This is a genomic window from Bradyrhizobium sp. 62 (assembly GCF_023073035.1).
Classification (GTDB): domain Bacteria; phylum Pseudomonadota; class Alphaproteobacteria; order Rhizobiales; family Xanthobacteraceae; genus Bradyrhizobium.
Window position 1 is genome coordinate 331,648 of the sequence record NZ_JADPIT010000002.1, and the last position, 15,797, is coordinate 347,444.

At 63.6% G+C, this 15,797-nt stretch carries 25 protein-coding genes; 11 read left to right on the forward strand and 14 right to left on the reverse strand.

What is annotated here, in order from left to right; translation table 11 throughout:
• Window positions 1-82 precede the first annotated feature (82 nt).
• The 3 genes from IVB47_RS01685 to recA form a co-directional block, all read right to left on the reverse strand.
• Window positions 83-1,057, reverse strand: a complete 975-nt coding sequence (locus IVB47_RS01685) for a hypothetical protein (RefSeq protein WP_247459482.1) — start codon at window positions 1,055-1,057, stop codon at window positions 83-85.
• 29 nt (window positions 1,058-1,086) lie between these two features.
• The gene (locus IVB47_RS01690; protein WP_247459483.1) at window positions 1,087-2,067 is read right to left on the reverse strand and encodes a hypothetical protein; all 981 of its coding nucleotides are present in this window, start codon (window positions 2,065-2,067) and stop codon (window positions 1,087-1,089) included.
• 130 nt (window positions 2,068-2,197) lie between these two features.
• Window positions 2,198-3,286, reverse strand: a complete 1,089-nt coding sequence (gene recA / locus IVB47_RS01695; RefSeq protein ID WP_092028156.1) for a recombinase RecA — start codon at window positions 3,284-3,286, stop codon at window positions 2,198-2,200.
• 252 nt (window positions 3,287-3,538) lie between these two features.
• On the opposite strand from recA, the gene IVB47_RS01700 reads away from it, so the two are divergent.
• Complete coding sequence (locus IVB47_RS01700; protein ID WP_197031139.1) at window positions 3,539-3,706, forward strand: hypothetical protein; 168 nt, start codon at window positions 3,539-3,541, stop codon at window positions 3,704-3,706.
• Window positions 3,707-4,404: 698 nt separating this feature from the next.
• Here IVB47_RS01700 and IVB47_RS01705 read toward each other — a convergent pair.
• Complete coding sequence (locus tag IVB47_RS01705) at window positions 4,405-4,686, reverse strand: DUF2798 domain-containing protein (RefSeq protein WP_027567638.1); 282 nt, start codon at window positions 4,684-4,686, stop codon at window positions 4,405-4,407.
• A 297-nt stretch (window positions 4,687-4,983) separates the two neighbouring features.
• Between IVB47_RS01705 and IVB47_RS01710 the strand changes: the two genes are divergently transcribed.
• Together IVB47_RS01710 and IVB47_RS01715 are read left to right on the forward strand one after the other, a co-directional pair.
• On the forward strand, window positions 4,984-5,172 hold the full coding sequence (locus tag IVB47_RS01710) for a hypothetical protein (protein WP_027567637.1): 189 nt from the start codon (window positions 4,984-4,986) through the stop codon (window positions 5,170-5,172).
• Between the two features lie 203 nt (window positions 5,173-5,375).
• Window positions 5,376-5,609, forward strand: a complete 234-nt coding sequence (locus tag IVB47_RS01715; protein WP_027518878.1) for a hypothetical protein — start codon at window positions 5,376-5,378, stop codon at window positions 5,607-5,609.
• A gap of 9 nt (window positions 5,610-5,618) precedes the next feature.
• Here the strand turns inward: IVB47_RS01715 and IVB47_RS01720 are convergent, their stop codons facing one another.
• Complete coding sequence (locus tag IVB47_RS01720; RefSeq protein ID WP_027567636.1) at window positions 5,619-5,873, reverse strand: hypothetical protein; 255 nt, start codon at window positions 5,871-5,873, stop codon at window positions 5,619-5,621.
• 104 nt (window positions 5,874-5,977) lie between these two features.
• Window positions 5,978-6,289, reverse strand: coding sequence for a hypothetical protein (locus tag IVB47_RS01725; RefSeq protein ID WP_027567635.1), 312 nt, complete (start codon window positions 6,287-6,289; stop codon window positions 5,978-5,980).
• A gap of 360 nt (window positions 6,290-6,649) precedes the next feature.
• Here IVB47_RS01725 and IVB47_RS01730 point away from each other — a divergent pair, with 360 nt between their 5' ends.
• On the forward strand, window positions 6,650-7,114 hold the full coding sequence (locus IVB47_RS01730; RefSeq protein WP_007612196.1) for a PaaI family thioesterase: 465 nt from the start codon (window positions 6,650-6,652) through the stop codon (window positions 7,112-7,114).
• Window positions 7,115-7,220: 106 nt separating this feature from the next.
• On the opposite strand, the gene IVB47_RS01735 is transcribed toward IVB47_RS01730, so the two are convergent.
• Entirely contained in the window at window positions 7,221-7,514 is a 294-nt protein-coding gene (locus IVB47_RS01735) for an HdeA/HdeB family chaperone (RefSeq protein WP_027567633.1), read from the reverse strand.
• Between the two features lie 180 nt (window positions 7,515-7,694).
• On the opposite strand from IVB47_RS01735, the gene IVB47_RS01740 reads away from it, so the two are divergent.
• On the forward strand, window positions 7,695-7,937 hold the full coding sequence (locus IVB47_RS01740) for a PilZ domain-containing protein (RefSeq protein ID WP_247362512.1): 243 nt from the start codon (window positions 7,695-7,697) through the stop codon (window positions 7,935-7,937).
• 252 nt (window positions 7,938-8,189) lie between these two features.
• On the opposite strand, the gene IVB47_RS01745 is transcribed toward IVB47_RS01740, so the two are convergent.
• The gene (locus tag IVB47_RS01745; RefSeq protein ID WP_247400416.1) at window positions 8,190-8,423 is read right to left on the reverse strand and encodes a hypothetical protein; all 234 of its coding nucleotides are present in this window, start codon (window positions 8,421-8,423) and stop codon (window positions 8,190-8,192) included.
• A gap of 183 nt (window positions 8,424-8,606) precedes the next feature.
• On the opposite strand from IVB47_RS01745, the gene IVB47_RS01750 reads away from it, so the two are divergent.
• Window positions 8,607-9,011, forward strand: coding sequence for a hypothetical protein (locus tag IVB47_RS01750; protein ID WP_027567630.1), 405 nt, complete (start codon window positions 8,607-8,609; stop codon window positions 9,009-9,011).
• Between the two features lie 109 nt (window positions 9,012-9,120).
• Entirely contained in the window at window positions 9,121-9,450 is a 330-nt protein-coding gene (locus tag IVB47_RS01755) for a hypothetical protein (RefSeq protein WP_035961409.1), read from the forward strand.
• Between the two features lie 57 nt (window positions 9,451-9,507).
• Here IVB47_RS01755 and IVB47_RS01760 read toward each other — a convergent pair whose 3' ends face one another.
• Together IVB47_RS01760 and IVB47_RS01765 are read right to left on the reverse strand one after the other, a co-directional pair.
• A complete protein-coding gene (locus IVB47_RS01760; protein WP_247459484.1) occupies window positions 9,508-9,975 on the reverse strand; it encodes a DUF6691 family protein in 468 nt (155 codons plus the stop codon).
• 5 nt (window positions 9,976-9,980) lie between these two features.
• On the reverse strand, window positions 9,981-10,409 hold the full coding sequence (locus IVB47_RS01765) for a YeeE/YedE family protein (protein WP_247400545.1): 429 nt from the start codon (window positions 10,407-10,409) through the stop codon (window positions 9,981-9,983).
• 159 nt (window positions 10,410-10,568) lie between these two features.
• Here IVB47_RS01765 and IVB47_RS01770 point away from each other — a divergent pair, with 159 nt between their 5' ends.
• Window positions 10,569-11,732 (forward strand): GNAT family N-acetyltransferase, encoded by a 1,164-nt coding sequence (locus IVB47_RS01770; RefSeq protein WP_247459485.1) that lies wholly within the window; start codon window positions 10,569-10,571, stop codon window positions 11,730-11,732.
• A gap of 8 nt (window positions 11,733-11,740) precedes the next feature.
• On the opposite strand, the gene IVB47_RS01775 is transcribed toward IVB47_RS01770, so the two are convergent.
• Together IVB47_RS01775 and IVB47_RS01780 are read right to left on the reverse strand one after the other, a co-directional pair.
• A complete protein-coding gene (locus IVB47_RS01775; protein ID WP_247459486.1) occupies window positions 11,741-12,406 on the reverse strand; it encodes a DsbA family oxidoreductase in 666 nt (221 codons plus the stop codon).
• Between the two features lie 67 nt (window positions 12,407-12,473).
• The gene (locus tag IVB47_RS01780) at window positions 12,474-13,295 is read right to left on the reverse strand and encodes a helix-turn-helix transcriptional regulator (RefSeq protein WP_247459487.1); all 822 of its coding nucleotides are present in this window, start codon (window positions 13,293-13,295) and stop codon (window positions 12,474-12,476) included.
• Between the two features lie 101 nt (window positions 13,296-13,396).
• Here IVB47_RS01780 and IVB47_RS01785 point away from each other — a divergent pair, with 101 nt between their 5' ends.
• Both IVB47_RS01785 and IVB47_RS01790 read left to right on the forward strand, forming a co-directional pair.
• Complete coding sequence (locus tag IVB47_RS01785) at window positions 13,397-13,627, forward strand: hypothetical protein (RefSeq protein WP_026233166.1); 231 nt, start codon at window positions 13,397-13,399, stop codon at window positions 13,625-13,627.
• A gap of 37 nt (window positions 13,628-13,664) precedes the next feature.
• On the forward strand, window positions 13,665-14,063 hold the full coding sequence (locus tag IVB47_RS01790) for a hypothetical protein (protein WP_018456396.1): 399 nt from the start codon (window positions 13,665-13,667) through the stop codon (window positions 14,061-14,063).
• A 143-nt stretch (window positions 14,064-14,206) separates the two neighbouring features.
• Here the strand turns inward: IVB47_RS01790 and IVB47_RS01795 are convergent, their stop codons facing one another.
• Complete coding sequence (locus IVB47_RS01795) at window positions 14,207-14,767, reverse strand: SET domain-containing protein (protein WP_027567622.1); 561 nt, start codon at window positions 14,765-14,767, stop codon at window positions 14,207-14,209.
• Between the two features lie 165 nt (window positions 14,768-14,932).
• Here IVB47_RS01795 and IVB47_RS01800 point away from each other — a divergent pair, with 165 nt between their 5' ends.
• Window positions 14,933-15,553 (forward strand): hypothetical protein, encoded by a 621-nt coding sequence (locus IVB47_RS01800; protein ID WP_247459488.1) that lies wholly within the window; start codon window positions 14,933-14,935, stop codon window positions 15,551-15,553.
• Here IVB47_RS01800 and IVB47_RS01805 read toward each other — a convergent pair.
• Window positions 15,550-15,797: DUF6321 domain-containing protein (locus IVB47_RS01805; RefSeq protein ID WP_247459490.1), on the reverse strand; the 248-nt coding region annotated here is incomplete at its 5' end. The genes IVB47_RS01800 and IVB47_RS01805 overlap by 4 nt on opposite strands.

Genomic DNA, 15,797 nt, shown 5'->3' on the forward strand with positions numbered 1-15,797 from the left:
TCCTTGTCTGAGTTGAGATATGGTGGGCACGGCACTTGCGCGCCTTTGCCCACCCTACCGACCCCTGCACTCTGGATGCATGTCAGGGCTTGACCAGCGAGCGCGTCTCGCGATCCCATCGCCACAGCCGCTCGTTGGTCAGTTCAGTCCCACCCCACCAGCGCTTGATCGGGTTGTGGCGCCACATGTCGTCTTCGCGCGCAAAAATTGAACGACCGAGTTCGGTCAGCGTGACCTTCCACTCGCTCCGACCGAAGTAGCGGTCCTCATTGTTGAACGCCGGATCGCCGAACAGGACCGCCGGCACCGAATGTGCCCCCAATTCGAGCAAGGCATCGCGCGCGCCGTCTTCGTCGAACACATCGCGGATCCACCACGCCTCGGTGACACGCCTCGGGTCGGTGTGCCCGTCGTTCACAAAGTCCAGAATATCCATTTCGGTGGCACCTAGGCCCGTCACACTGTCTGGAAGCTCTTCAAGCACCGCAATCAGCGCCGAGCGAAGTCTCGGCAGGATCGCCAGATCCGTCATCAGCAGATCGAAACAGGATTCCGGAGTTTCAGCCCGATAGGCTTTCCAGGCGCGGCTTGCCATCACCAAATGGCTCTCGGTCACCTTGAAGGCCGGCAGCTTCCATTTTGCGATCGACTCCGGCGCATAGTCCGCAATACGGTCGTCCGCGTGTACCAGGCTCAGCTTCGTCGTGATCTCCCTGTGAGGGCGAAGCAGGTCCAGCAGCCAGACCAGCACAAGCTGATCATTGGGCCGGGGATCGACCCATATTTCAATTGTGTCGAACTTCGCACACAGCTCGAAGAGGCCGATATCGCGCGTGCCGAAACCGTCGAGCGCATCGGGACAAGCGTCAGAGAGCCAATGATCGCCGGGATTGCTGTGCTTTTCCGATCGGCGCTCCAGCCCCATCAAAAGCCGCTCCTCGGAAGGCAATTTCGTCCAGACGAACCGTGGATAGAATCCGAGCACAACATTCGCGAGGCGCGTCTGGCGAAGCGTGCTCTCCGCGCGATCGTTCGTCGTCAGAATCAAATGGGACACGATTGCCTCTCAAAATTGATACGCAATAATCATCCGGGCGCGACAAGGGCGCGGGTCTCGCCGTCCCACCGCCAGAGCCGCTCATGGGTCAGATGAGTGCCGCCCCACCAGCGATCAATCCGATTGTGCCTGCGAAAGTTGTCGTCGCCTCCTAGCACCGCCTTGCCGAACTCGGTCAGCGACAATTGCGATCGCTTGTACCGATCGAAACGGACGGGATCGTTGTGCATCTCCAGGGAAAACGGGCCTTCATCCAGTCCGGCGACCGCTGGCCTATCGCACCGGGCGAGCCCATCCAGCAATGCGCCAACTTCCCAATATCCGTAGACATGCAGCTCCTCGTGCTTCTGACGCCCCGGAAAGACATCGAAAGGTTGCAGACCGCCTCGCGCGATGAGCTGGAGTATCCGCAGCTCCGTGGCGCCGAGGCCCGAAGCCGGGCGCGGTAGCTCATTGAGAAGAGCCGTCACGTGATGTGCAAGTTGCGGCAGCCAGCTCAAATCCGTCTTGAAGAGATCGCGCCAGCTTTCCGGGGTTGGCGCACAATAGGCCCGCCATGCACGGCTGGCCGATTTGAGTTGGCGAGGCGTGATCTCGACAACCGGCGGGTGGGATTTATCTCGCGGTGGGTCGACGTCACTGACGCCCAAGAACAGAGAGCAGACAACAAAGTCGGGATTCGCATCGTGTCGGCGGCGCCAATGATCGAGCAGCCAGAGCAGGATCAATTGCGCATTTGGCTCGGGTCCCCGCCAAAACTCGACTGAGTCGTAATCCCCTAGCAGGTCGATGAATCCTCGATCCATCGCACCCGATTCCTCGAGACGCCAGGACGGCGTGTCGTCGAGCCAATGAAGCCCTCGAGGCTGTGTTGTACGCGGTGCAAAAAACGCGTCGAGCTCAGCATCGGACGGCAATCGTCCCCACACGAGCCGGCGCTCGATCGTAATTACGAGATCAGCAAGGCCCGCCTGTTGAATGGCGCCGGCGATGGACGAGTCGGTCGTCACGATGAGCTTTGTTATTGCCCACATCACACCACCCGATCACGCTAACGCAAAAACGAAACGGGCACCGAAGACGTCGGCAACTCAACGTCTTCAGCGCCCGCTCCTCGCGAAAAACTGTTCGCGTTAAAACTTACTCGTCTCCCGGCTCCTCGCCGTCGGCGTCACGCTCGGGGCTCCCGGCGAGAATCTGCTCGGCGATCAGGCCGGAGTTCTGGCGGATCGAGGTTTCGATCTTGGCGGTGATGTCGGGGTTGGCCTTCAGGAATGCTTTCGAATTCTCGCGGCCCTGGCCAAGACGCTGGCTGTCATAGGAGAACCATGCGCCGGATTTCTCGACGATGCCGGCCTTGACGCCGAGATCGAGGATCTCGCCCATCTTGGAGACGCCCTCGCCGTACATGATGTCGAACTCGACCTGCTTGAAGGGCGGCGCCAGCTTGTTCTTCACGACCTTGACGCGGGTGGTGTTGCCGACAACCTCGTCGCGCTCCTTGATCGCGCCGATGCGGCGGATGTCGAGACGGATGGAGGCGTAGAATTTCAGCGCGTTGCCGCCGGTGGTGGTCTCCGGCGAGCCGTACATCACACCGATCTTCATGCGGATCTGGTTGATGAAGATCACCATGGTATTGGACTTGTTGATGGACGCCGTCAGCTTGCGCAGCGCCTGGCTCATCAGACGGGCCTGCAGGCCCGGCAGCGCGTCGCCCATCTCGCCCTCGAGCTCGGCTTTCGGCACCAGGGCCGCGACCGAATCGATCACCAGCACGTCGACCGCGCCGGAGCGCACCAGCGTGTCGCAGATTTCCAGCGCCTGCTCGCCGGTGTCCGGCTGGGAGATCAGGAGCTCGTCGATGTTGACGCCCAGCTTGCGCGCATAGACCGGGTCGAGCGCGTGCTCGGCGTCGATGAAGGCGCAGATGCCGCCCTTCTTCTGCCCTTCCGCAACCGTGTGCAGCGCCAGCGTGGTCTTGCCCGAGGATTCCGGCCCGTAGATCTCCACGACGCGCCCCTTCGGCAGGCCGCCGATCCCGAGCGCGATATCGAGCCCCAACGAGCCCGACGAGATCGCCTCGACATCCATCGAACGGTCGTTCTTGCCCAGCTTCATCACCGAGCCCTTGCCGAACTGCCGCTCGATCTGGGAGAGCGCGGCGGCGAGAGCTTTACTCTTGTCCATGGAGGATCCTTCGACGATACGCAGGGCAGTGGTGGACATCGGGTCGTGCTCCTTATGACGAGGATTCGCGTGAGGGACAAACGATTGGCGAGGCGGCGCGGCGATAAAAGCAATGTACCCTATTTGTTCTAGGTTCGCAATATGTTCTTTTGGGAATTTGCACGCTCTGGCTGACGCGCATCAAAGACGGATGACCCGCACGCCGCCAGAATTCGGTAATCCTGCGGCACCGAACCTTTCGCGGTCTGCGGCCTTCTCTTGGATGAGACTGCAACTCTGGGACTTCCAATCATGACGGAAAATACGCATCACGATACGAGCCGGCGCACTCCACTGCTGGAGGCGGCGCGAGAGGAGCTGAGCAAGTTCGAGCGCAAGGAAAACGAGTTCCGCAAGAAGGATCGCGAAGAGCGTGCCGCCGAACTCCATCTGCCGCTGGACGCGATCAAGGTTCACTAAGGCCGCGGGGACGAGGGCTTAGGAGCTGACAGGCCGGCTGGCTGGGCAGGCGGCGGCGGTGTTCGCCAGCGGCAACGCGCCAGCGACGAGGCCGGAGCGGCGCCATTGATCTCAAAAAGATCGGCACGGGAATCGGGATTCGGATGGCCGTGGAGGCGAGTCCGAGTCGATATGGTATCTAATTACTACCAGTAAACCATTGATTGAACGAGAGAATTTTCTGGCGGGCTACTGTGCATGGGGTTGTTTTCGTGTTTTTGAAAGGCGCGCATGGGCCTTTCCAGTCCCGGAGCCATATCCCGGCACCCAACGCCGCCTATAGCAGAACCAGCAACCCGATGCCGATCACCAGCACGACGAAGCCAGCCGCCGTTGCGGCGGCGAATGACCGCTCTACGTTGTCCATGATGCCACCCCGTTGCCGGTGCGCCACGTTTCCCCCATGGCAGCACCGTCGCTGCGGAATCTCGCCTGCGGTTGTGTCCTGAGTTGTGCGAACGGATGTCGAAATTGGGACCGGTGCAGGGCCAGTCTGCGGCCCGCCGAGGTCCGGCTTTTGCTGCCACCATCAGGCCTTGTCAGGCTGTCGTAAGCTGAGCCGGCTAGGGTCGCCTGGCTATGGTGTTGCAGCCCAGCACCTCAGCCTCCAACAACCTTTCCCCGCTTGGTTCTTCCAAGCGGGGTTTTTCATTCCGATTTCATTCCGATTTTGATGCCGATTTCCATGCCGGCCGGCCGGTTTGCGAACCGCCCTCCTCCTGCGTCAGCCGCAGCGAGAAGGCGCGGATCGCCGGCGCCGCGAGCAGCACGATCGGCAGCATCGCCGCCCATGCGATCAGCCACGACACCATCCAGTGCGCGAGGAAGTCCAGTGCGTTCCCTGCCGGAAAGCTGGCGATGCCCGCGGCGATCAGCGAGGTCAGTCCGGACTGGATGATTCCGAACACGAAATGAGAATAGCGGCGGGGAATGCCCGGCATGACGCGCCCATGTTGTTGACCGTGATCGGGCCAAGCAAGGCACATGCCGCCGCGGTCCGGAAGGTGCCCTTACCCATCCCAGGAACTCTGTTCTTGGTCGGAGAACCACGGGCATGAGGTCTCGCGCCGCCGCGCGTGGCCGGCGCCTTTCGACATCCGATTTCGAATGTTTCGGCGCGCCTGCGTTTGCGAGATACCCGTGAGCTATCCAGGGCTTACCGACAGATTTGGCTTTCGCTGGAATATTGTGCCGCCCAGCATGTTCTCAGTGATGGAAGTGAATCGTGGGAGAAGGCCATGAATCACAGGGGCGTCGAGTTCACCGTCGCCAAGACGGCACTTCCCGGCATCTGGCAGTGGCAGTTCCGGATCGGCGAGCAGATCAAGACCGGCCGAACCGAGACCAAGATCGATCTGTTGGCGATCCGGCGGGTGCAGCTGCGCATCGATCGGGAGCTGAAGGCGATCGGGCGCAAAACCGCCTGAGCGGCAGGCCTAAACGGCAGGACCGAGATCGTCGGCGGGCTGGCGGGCCCCGGCGCGCCGCAGCCGTCATGGCCTATAGGACACAGCGGCGCCCATGGGGCTATTCCGTAGCCGACCGGAATTGATCTGCCGACGGTTTGGGATTGGACTGCTCGCGATTATGGCCGTGGGGACGGAGCCATCAGGCGCGATCGGTGCGAACCATGCCGCTCTACTTCTTTCGAATCCGGAACGGCAGCTATTCCGGCTGTGCCGACCAGGCGTCGGAATTTGCCGATCGCGATCTGGCCTGGAAGGAGATGACCAGCGTCTGCGCCGACATGGCTGCCGGCATCGCCCGCAAGCTCCAGGAAAATTCCGAATGGAATATGGAGCTGCTGGACGAGGCCAAGGAGCCCGTGTTCCGGATCCGCATCACATCGGAAACCTTCGAATAGGGGCCAAGCCTAATCCGCGCTGGGCAGCCGCCGCATCGTGAATTCGATGTCGCCGCCGGGCAGCTCGCGCCAGGTCTCGACCGCGCTCATATAGCCGGCCTTGGGGTAGCGGGTGAAGAAAGCCTGCGCCCTCTCCCGTGCCGCCGCGCGTGGCAGCGTGAAGGTTTCGCGCAGATAGCCGTCGCCGGCCCTCGCGCCGGGCTTGCCGCCCATCTTGCGCCGGCGCGCCATCCGCTCGGCGAGATCTCGCGGACGATCGGCCATATCCCGCCTCCTTTACGCAATACGCTCTCGCGCAATGTAGGAAGCGGGCCGGCCGAAATGGAGTCCCGGCCGGAGGCATCAGCCGCCTCCGATCGGACAGAAGGTCAATTGGCAGTCGTGCCGGACTTCTTCTTCGGCGCACCGGTCGCGGCCGACGCCTTTGGCGCCGCCGCCTGCTTCGGCGGGTCGGAGCGCATGCCGCCCCAGGGATCGTTGGAGGCCTTGGAATCCGGAATCTTCTTCAGCGTTTCCTTGTAGGCCTTGTCACGCTCGGCTTCCGCGGCCTTCTCCTCAGGGGTCTTGCCCGGACCGTCCTGCAGCAAATTGAGATTGGGCATTTGCGCAGAGGCCGGTCCCGCCAGCACGGTCGGTCCCGCCAGAACAGCCAGCACCGCGGCCATACGGAAAAGCTTCATCATCGACTCCTTGATCATCCATGGCGGCGCGGGTCGCCCGCGCCTTGTCACCCCTGGCACAACCGCAGGGGCTGTCCGGCCCGCTAGAGCCGGTCCGATTTGCACGATTTCGGCGCGTGGAGCCAGTCGTCCCAGATCGGGCCGCACTTGGTGCACCCGTTCAGCAACAGTCCGAGCCCGGCCAGACAAAACACGAGGACATACCGACGCAACATCACCCACCCATACCCACTCCGTGGCATCATACCGGGCGAAGTCAGGCATTTTCAAGCCGACCGGACCCGCGGCAGTCCGGGTGACTTTGCCGCGCTGGTCCGCTCGGAATGCCGAACATCCGGCAACACGGAGGAAACGACAGCAATGCCATCGCAGCCAGAAGCCGAGTTCGGCATCACTGAAGCCAGACGCATCCTCGGCGAGGTCTTTGCGCCCTGGGTCCAGGATCTCAACCTGTCGGTCGAGCGCATCGAGCACCTGCCGCCGCCGGACGTGCCGGACTGGCAGCCGGCAGCGCTCCTGCGCATGCCGTTCTCGGAGCGCCTGTGCCGCAACGGCGGCGTGGTCTGCGGCCAGGCGCTGATGGCGCTGGCCGATACCGCCATGGTGATTGCGAACCTCGCCGCCAACCGCGGCTATCGTCCGATGACGACGGTCGACCAGACCACGCATTTCATGCGCGCAGTCTCCTCGTCGGACGTGCTGGCCGACGCCCGCGTGGTCCGACTCGGGCGCACCATGAGCTTTGGCCGGGTCACGCTGCTCTCGGCCACCGACAACAAGCCGGTGGCGATGGTGTCGAGCGCGTTCGCGATGCTGCCGGGGTGAGCATCAAAGAAGAAAGCCGCGTGAGCGCACAGCGCACCGCGGCTCTCGATAGCGTCATGTCGAGGCAGGAAATGCGATCGCGCGTCGCGCCGTCACGCGGGAGAAGTCACTTGCCGAGCACTTCGTCAGCCGCCGTGACGATGCTGACGTTCGGATTCTTTCCGCAATAGCTGCCGAACTGCTTGGCGTTCTCGACGAACACGTCGGTGTCGATGATCGCGTTCTCTTCATCTCCCTTGTACCAGCCGTCCATCCAGGTCAGCACCATCTTGATGGTGTCGTCGCCGCTCTCCAGGAACTGTTTGCAGCTCATGGTCGCGAGATCGAGCTTGGTGGCATGGGCGGGCATGGACGACAGCGAGAGCGCTGCGGCGAACAGAAGCGAAAGCGTGGTCTTCATCAATATCTCCATCGGCGCGTAGCGCCACAAAGGAACAGCTTGGGGGAAAATCCGCGGAGTGACTTCCGCTTCGACGTCGTAAACGAAATCTGAAGCGCTGTGCAAGTAGCGCCAGTATTGAGTTTAGTTCAACGTAATTTCTATGCACTACTTCACAAATATCATTATGGATTAACGCGGATGATCGAGAAGCGTGCAGCGCAGCGTTACCGTGTTTTCAAGGGTGGAACGATCACCTTTGAAAATTGCGGCATCACGTGCACGGTGCGAAACATGTCGGCGGACGGCGCCGCAATCGACCTCGATACCCTCGTCGCAGTGCCGCAATCGTTCACGCTCGCGATCGCGCGCGACAATTTCGTGCGGAAATGCCGCCCCGTCTGGCGCAGCGAGAGGCGCATCGGCCTCGCTTTCGTACAGTAGTGCATACCGTGTGAATGATCATTCGCATCACGTCCACAACACGATGATCATTGCTTGATGCGACGGCGACGGCTCACGCAGATTCACATGGGTTGCCGGTGTCGCGGGCGAGCACGACGACGAAACCTCGCCTGGCCAGCAGGCTCGCTATGGGCCAGCCGTTTGCCGCCCGATGCTTGGCTGCGGTGACGATGCGAGGAGCGTGATGAGAGCGGCCAAATAGCAGGAGCGGGTCGCCAGCGCCCGCCTCACCTATTTCGGCTTCTTGGCAGGTTCAGGCGGACGCGCCCCGCTCCACGGATCGTACTTCTCCTTGGACTCGGGAATGCGCTCGAGTGCGGCCTTGTAGGCCTTCTCGTCGACCTTGGGCTTGTTGTCCGCCTTCTGGCCGCCCTCGTTAGGCTGACGCCTGCCGCCGCCCATCTGCGCCTGCGCGGAGGCAACCGCCAGCGCCAGCACCGCGGCCGCTATGATCAAAATCCTCATGGACGCAATCCCCCTCGTCTGGCGCACAAACTAGCCGGCAATTATGGAATAGCCAATGCTGCGGGCTCCAACGGCCTGAGGAAATCTTGGCTTCGGGAAATGCTGGCTTCAGCAAATCTTGATCGGCCGGGTCTTCGTCGGATCGCATTCGTGCCTATTTTGGCCCGCAGGGGACCTTCACGGATGTTGCGGATCATTATTCATGCCGCGCTGCTGGCCAGCGCGCTCGCGCTCGGGGCCTGCGGCTTTGCGGACAGCCGCGCACCGGTGCCCGAGTTCATGCGCATGAAGGAGGCCGAGCAGCCTCCGCCCGAAGCGCCCCCTGACGTCAAGCGCGTCGTGCGCGAGCAGATCGAATTCGTCTTCCTCAGCACGTCCTATCCGCGTGAGGTGCATGTCGCCACGCCTCATCGTGAGGTGCGGGGACCGGGCTGGACAGCTTGCGTCCGCGCCCAGCTCACCTCGGCGACCGGCTCGCCGCTCGGCCCACAGACCTACATCGTGACCATATCGGGCGGAAAGGTAATCGATCGCCGCCGCGCCGAAGCGGACGACATCTGCGGATCGGAAAGCTACGAACCGATCTAGGAACAAATCACGCCGACAAGCGATCCGGTTCCGGGAAAAACCTGTAGTTCTGCCGGAACGATCGCCGCCTCCCCTTCTTGTTACCGCCGAGGGCAGTTTCGAGGAGGACATGATGAGGACATTCACGATTGCATTGCTGGCTGGCGTCGGAGCCTTGGCAGCGGTGAGCGGCGCGAAGGCCGCCGACGTCTACACGACCAGCGAGTACACCAGCCCCGATCTCGTCCAGGAAGTGCGGCTGGTCTGCGACGATTCCGGCAATTGCTATCGCACCCGCGGCGGCTCGCGCGTGATCGTGCGCGACTCCTACGCGACCATGCCGCGCGACCGTTACTACGAGCGCCGCACCTATCGTGACTGGGACGATGGTCCGCGCGGCGGCGTCGGCATCCGCGCGCCCGGCGTCAGTGTTGGCGTCGGTGTCGGCGATCGCTGGTAGTCGATGAAGCCATGACAGGCAGGACCGGACGAGACAACTCGCCCGGTCCTGTCCATGTCAGGTTTCGAGCGGATCTGCCGGCGTGACGACACGCGTTGCCGACGGAAGCTGCGCGATGAAGCGGGCGAGCACCATGCCAGCACACATCGCGGCGACGAAAATGAATGCGGACGCCGAGCCAAATCCGAGCGCGGTCAACGCCGGGCCTGGACAAAAGCCTACAAGGCCCCAGCCGATACCGAAGATGGCGGGACCGGCGATAATTCTCGGATCGATATCTTTTCGCGTTGGGACATGGAAGCGATCGGCGAAGGCAGGCCGCGCCAGTTTCAAGACGCGGCCGAAGCCGATGAAGGTCACCGCGATCGCACCGGCCATCACGAAAGCGAGGCTTGCATCCCACGTTCCTGCCGGGATGCCGCCAACGTCCAGGAAATTCAGGACCTTTGCCGGGTTCGACATGCCTGAGACGATGAGGCCAAGGCCAAAGACCACACCGATCCCGAGTTGAATGAGGATTGTCATCGCGGTCAGCTCCAGTGCCGCATCACGAAGACGGTCGCCATGCCGGCCGCCATGAAGGTCATGGTCGCGACCAGCGATCGCACCGACAACCGCGACAAGCCACAGACGCCGTGGCCGGAGGTGCAACCGCTACCCCACACCGCGCCAAAACCGGTGAGCAGTCCCGCGACAATCAGAAGCGGCGTTCCGGCGGCGATCGTTTGCGCCGGCAGGCTTCCGGTGACAAGGCGCACCAGGACGGGCGCGATGACGAGGCCCGCGACGAAGGCGAGCCGGCCGGCGAATTGCCGATCCTCGTAAGGCGGAAACAGCCGCGCCGCGATTCCGCTGACTCCCGCGATTCGCCCCGTCGTCCACATCAGCAGCACGGCGGACAGGCCGATCAACGCGCCGCCAAAGAGCGACGCAATCGGCGTAAAAGGTGTGACGACCATGATGATCCTCCGGGTCGAGAGCAATTCTGTCGTATCCATCGGGACATCCGGCGGATGCTCAACGAGACGTTAATATTACCACTCGAATTGAAGCGGCGTCCCAACGGTATTTTCCAATCTTTGCGCTAAGCATGGCCTCCTGAACGGGGACGACGGGACGTGGTCGACATCGCGCACCAGGCTGCGATCAATCCGGCATCGGCAAAGCCTGCCGCGGCGGCGCGCGCGCGCGTCCCGCTTGCGGCGATCGAAGCCGGCCAGTGGCGCGCACTCGCGCAGCGCGCGATCGAGCCTAACGGATATTACCTGCCGGGCTGGGAGCTCGCTGTCAGTGCAACCGCGCGCGGCCGCACCGATGCCTCGGCGCTTCCCGCATACGATGGATCGCGGTTGATCGGGCTTATGCCGGTGATCTCGCTCTGGCGGGCATGGAAGATCCCCCTGCCCGCGCTGGTGAGCGCCCATCCCTACGGCACGCTGTGCAGCCCGCTGATCGACCGCGATGCCCCGACCGAGGCAGCGACGCGCCTGTTGCAGCAGGCCCGCGCGACCGGAGCGCATGCGCTCGTGCTGAACGATGTCGCGCTCGATGGGGCGGCAATGACCGCCCTCAATCAGGTCCTGAATCGCGACGGCCTGAAGCCGCGCCTCCTGAGCTCCTACATCCGCGCCAGCCTGGACGCGACGCTGGACGGTGAGACGCTGCTACGCAACGCGCTCGGTACCAAAAAGCTCAAGGAGCTGCGCCGCCAACGGCATCGTCTCGAAGACCACGGCGCCGTCGTGTTCGATGTCGCGCACAGCCCCGACGAGATCGGACCGGCGCTCGAAACATTCCTGCAGCTCGAAGCCAGCGGCTGGAAGGGCAAGCGCGGAACCGCGCTGGTCCAGCATGCCGGCGATGCAACCTTCATTCGCCGCGCCGTTCCCGCGCTGGCAGAAACCGCGCAATGCGAGATCATCACCCTTCGCGCCGGCGCCGCGCCGGTGGCCGCCGGCATCGTGCTGCGCCATCAGGATCGCGCTTTCTTCTTCAAGCTCGGTATCGACGAGCGCTTTGCCAGATATTCGCCGGGCGTGCAGCTCACGCTCGAGCTCACCCGCCGCCTTTGCGCCGATCCGGCCATCGCCAGCGCGGATTCCACGGCGAGCGCCGATCACCCCATGATCAACCCGATCTGGCGCGGGCGCTTCGCCGTCGGCGACGTGCTGATACCGTTGCGGCGGAACGACCCGATCGTGGCGCTCGTTCACGGAGCGCTCGCGGCGCACGGCATCGCCTACGCGGCGGCGCGCCGCGCAGTTCGCCTGCTTCGTAAATAGGATAACTCCTACTCCGCCGCCTGCGCGTTGATCTCCGCCGAGACCTCGCGGATGGCGCGCGCGAGCATGTTGGGATCCTGCGCGCCGGAGACGGCGTATATTTGCGCAAACACGTAGGTCGGCACGCCGGAGATGCCCTTGTCGGCGGCTTCCTGCGCGTCCGCCGATACGCGGGCGACGTCCTCGTCGGTTACAAGGCGCTTGCGCACGTCGTCGGCATCGAGGCCGACATCGGCAGCCGCCTTTACAAGCACGTTCAAATCGGTGAGGTCGCCGCCGTCGCGGAAATACAGCTCCATCAGGCGCTGCTTCATCTCGGGCGCCTTGCCGATCGCCTCGGCCCAGAGGATCAGGCGGTGGCAGTCGGTGGTGTTGGGCTGACGCGCGACAAGCTCCGGCCGGTAGACGAGCCCCTCTTCGCCCGCGGCCGCAACGACGCGTCTCGCAATGCCCTTATAGGCCTCGACCGAGCCGAACTTCTTGGTGAGATACTCCTCCCGGCTGATGCCCTCGGACGGCACCCAGGGATTGAGGAAGAAGGGACGGAAATTGAGCTTGACCGGAACGTCGGGCACCAGCGCCAGCGCACTCTCGATCCGGTGCTTGCCGATATAGCACCAGGGGCACACCACGTCGGAAACGACGTCGATCTGGAGCGGCTTTAGGGTGCTCATGAGCGCCTCCTTCGGGCGTTGCGGGTTGCGCCCAAAGATAAGCCGAACCCGTTCCGAGGCAAGGCCGCTAGCTCATGGCTGCTGCCATTTGTCGGAGCCGCTCGGCAGTGCGCTCGTCGGCCGGGAAGAAGGTTTCCAGAGCCAGCTCCGACAGCGTGATGTCGACGGGCGTACCGAACACCATGGTGGTGGAGAAGAAGCTGAGTATCTCCCCGTCGTGGCGCAGCTTGAAGGGGATCGCGACATTGTCGCTCGACAGCGGCGCCGCGCGCGCCGGGATCCGATAACTCTTCAGGTCGTTGTACAGCTTGATCAGCTCGGGATCGGCCGTCGCCTCGCATTGCCGGTGCAACCGCTCCAGGAGATGCCCGCACCATTCCGCGAGATTGACCGTGCGCGGCGCCAGCGCCTCGGGATGGAAGGCGAGCCGCAGCACGTTCAAGGGCTGGCCGAGCAGTCGCTGCGGAATGCCGGCGAGCAGCGGCGCCAGCATGCGGTTGGCGGAGACCAGATTCCAGTGCCGGTCATAAGCCAGCGCCGGATTGGGCTCGTGCGCCTTGAGGACGAGGTCGATCGCCTGGCGAGCTGATTTCAAGGCGGGATCCTCCAGCGGGCGCTGCGGAAAGGCCGGGGCATAGCCGGCGGCGACCAGCAGCACGTTGCGTTCGCGCAATGGCACGTCGAGACGTTCGGCGAGTCTGAGCACCATGTCGCGCGAGGGTGCGGCGCGGCCGGTCTCGACGAAGCTCAAATGCCGCGCCGAGATTTCGGCCTCGCCGGCGAGATCGAGCTGGCTCATGCGGCGGCGCTGCCGCCATTCGCGCAAATGGTCGCCGATATGGATTGGTTGGCTGCGTTCGGCCTGCGCCGTGGATGCATGTGCGTTCATGGTCGAAAACCTAGCACGCAGATTTCGGCCCTTCCATTACGTCGGAGGTAATCGAATTGGTCCGCCGGCCGGCGCATCTTGGGTCGCAACAGGAGACGACCATGATCGCACTGCTGCTCTACCGGACCGTCACAGACCAGCTAGTTCCCTGGGCCATGGCGCTCGCAACCCGGATGCTGGCGCGCAGCCTCAACATGCCCGAGCCGCTGGTGCATTCGACTGGCGACTACGTCGTCGCGCAGGTCACGGCCTTCGAGCACAGCGTCGGCAGGAGCCTCTGCCCGTTCCGCCTCGCCCGCCTGCTTCGGGCCTGGTGGCGCGGATTGCACTGAGTTTCACCTCGAGCCACCCCAACCATGGAGACCCACGATGATCGACGCATCCACCTTCCTTCGCCGCGCGCTCCTTGCCGACGCGATCTTCAGCGGCGTCGCCGCTCTCGGCTTCACGTTCGGCGCCAGCGCGTTCGCGTCGCTGTTCAACCTGCCTGAAGCGCTGCTGCGCGAGACCGGCCTGTTCCTGATCGCCTACACGGCACTCGTCGGCTGGCTCGCCTCACGCGCCTCCGTGGCAAAGCCGCTCGTGCTGCTGGTCGTCGTCGGCAACGCGGCCTGGACGGTCGGCAGCATTGCGCTGCTGCTCTCGGGCGCGGTGTCGCCGAACCTTGCCGGCGAGCTCATGGTCGTGGCACAGGCGATCGCGACCGGCGTGTTTGCCGAACTGCAATATGTGGGATTGCGCAGGAGCGGGAGTGTGCTGGCTGCCTGAGGCCACATCACTCGCTGTCGTCGCCCGGCTTGATCGGGCGACCCAGTATTCCAGAGGCAGTCGTCGCATACGGAAAGGCCGCGGCGTACTGGATGCCTCGCTTTCGCGGGGCAGGACAGTTGTGCGAGAAGCTCGAACTCAGGCTACGCCCGCGCGCGGCCGTTCGCCTTGCCAACAGCGACGCCGTTGAGCTTCTTCTTTTTGGCGGCCTTCGCACCCGCCTTCTGCGCTTTGCGCTCCGTGCGCGCCTTCACCTTGGCGCGCTCGGCCCGCGCCTCGGCGCGCAGCTTCTTGCGCTTCTTCTCGCAAGATTCGCACTTGCAGCCGATCGGCTTCAGGTAGGCTTTGAAATAATCGGTGCCGTAGTCGTAATTGATCTCGTCGCCCGGCTCGATGTTCTTGATGGCGCGGATGAAGACCTTGCGCTCGCGCGGCCGAACGTCGGATTCGGCGTTGGGCCGGCACGAATGGTTGATGTAGCGCGCGAGGTTCTTGCGCACCGAGCCGTCGATGGTCCAGCGGCCGTTGAGCTCGAACAGGTATTTGTTCTCGATGTCGTCGTGCTCGGGAATCCGGGAGTCCAGGATCGGTCCGTAATAACGGATGATCCGGGTGCCCTTCTTGATCGGCTTGGTGGCGAAGAGGCCGAGCCCGGTTTTCGAGCGGCCGACGCGATAAGGTTTGTTGGACGAGGTGGCTGGCATGATCACGAAAAACGAGGACGCGAACGAGGCTGAAAGAGCCCAAGCGAAGCCGCTCTTCTAGAACGATTCCGCGCCGCTGTCAGGTGTCTGTCGACCCTGTTTGAACCTTGCCCACAATCAAGACGTCTGACGGTACGGAGTTCCCGCTCGACGAAAGGCGTCGTCATGTTCCGCATCACCACCGCAGGCCTGGCCATGTTGCTCCTGGCCATGTTGCTGATGTGCAGCGGTCTCGGCCGCGCCGACGCCCAATCCGTGGGCAGCCAATATACCTCGACGGCCCCGAAGGATTGCCGCCAGATCGGCAAGCCCAGCGAGCTCGACGGCAGCACCACGCGGGCCTGCAAGGGCAAGGATGGCCTCGTGGTCCTGATCGCCGAGGATGATCTTCGTGAGGTCGTCTCCGTCGGCCGCAATCGCAAGGCCGCGGCCGAGGAACCGGCGGCAAAAGTCTGGTTCGCTCCGTTCAACTCGTCCGAGACCACCGTCGAATGGCGCACTGCGGGGGCCAAGCCGTTTGCGATGATCCAGCGCTGGCACATCGCCGATGGCACCGATCCCGACAAGCAGGGGCGGCCGAACACCAAGGCCATGCTGATCGTGACCCGGCTGCCACCCGGCCCCGTCTGCCACGTTGCCTATGTCGACGCGATCGCCAACCGGAACGCCAATGAGCTCGCCCGCAAGGCGGCGGACGAATTCGCCCGCAGCTTCACGTGCGGCAAGGACAAGGTGAAGATCGTTGGTGCCAGCGGCCGCGCGGTCGAGCTGGCGACGATGCGCTAGGCTTTCGTCTTCGCCCGCGTCTTGGCGCGGCGGTAGCGCGCCAGCAGGCGCTCACCTTTTGCGGCGATGCGCCGCGCCGCCGCCACCGTTCTCGGAACCGGCTCGCCCCAGGCATGCGCCGACAAGGCGTGCCGGGTCGGCCGGCCGTTGGCATCGACGAGGGGCGGCAACTTGGCGCGACCATAGAAACGGACGGCCCAGCTTCCCTTGCGCCGCATCTCCTGCGGTGTCATCTCGGATGCCG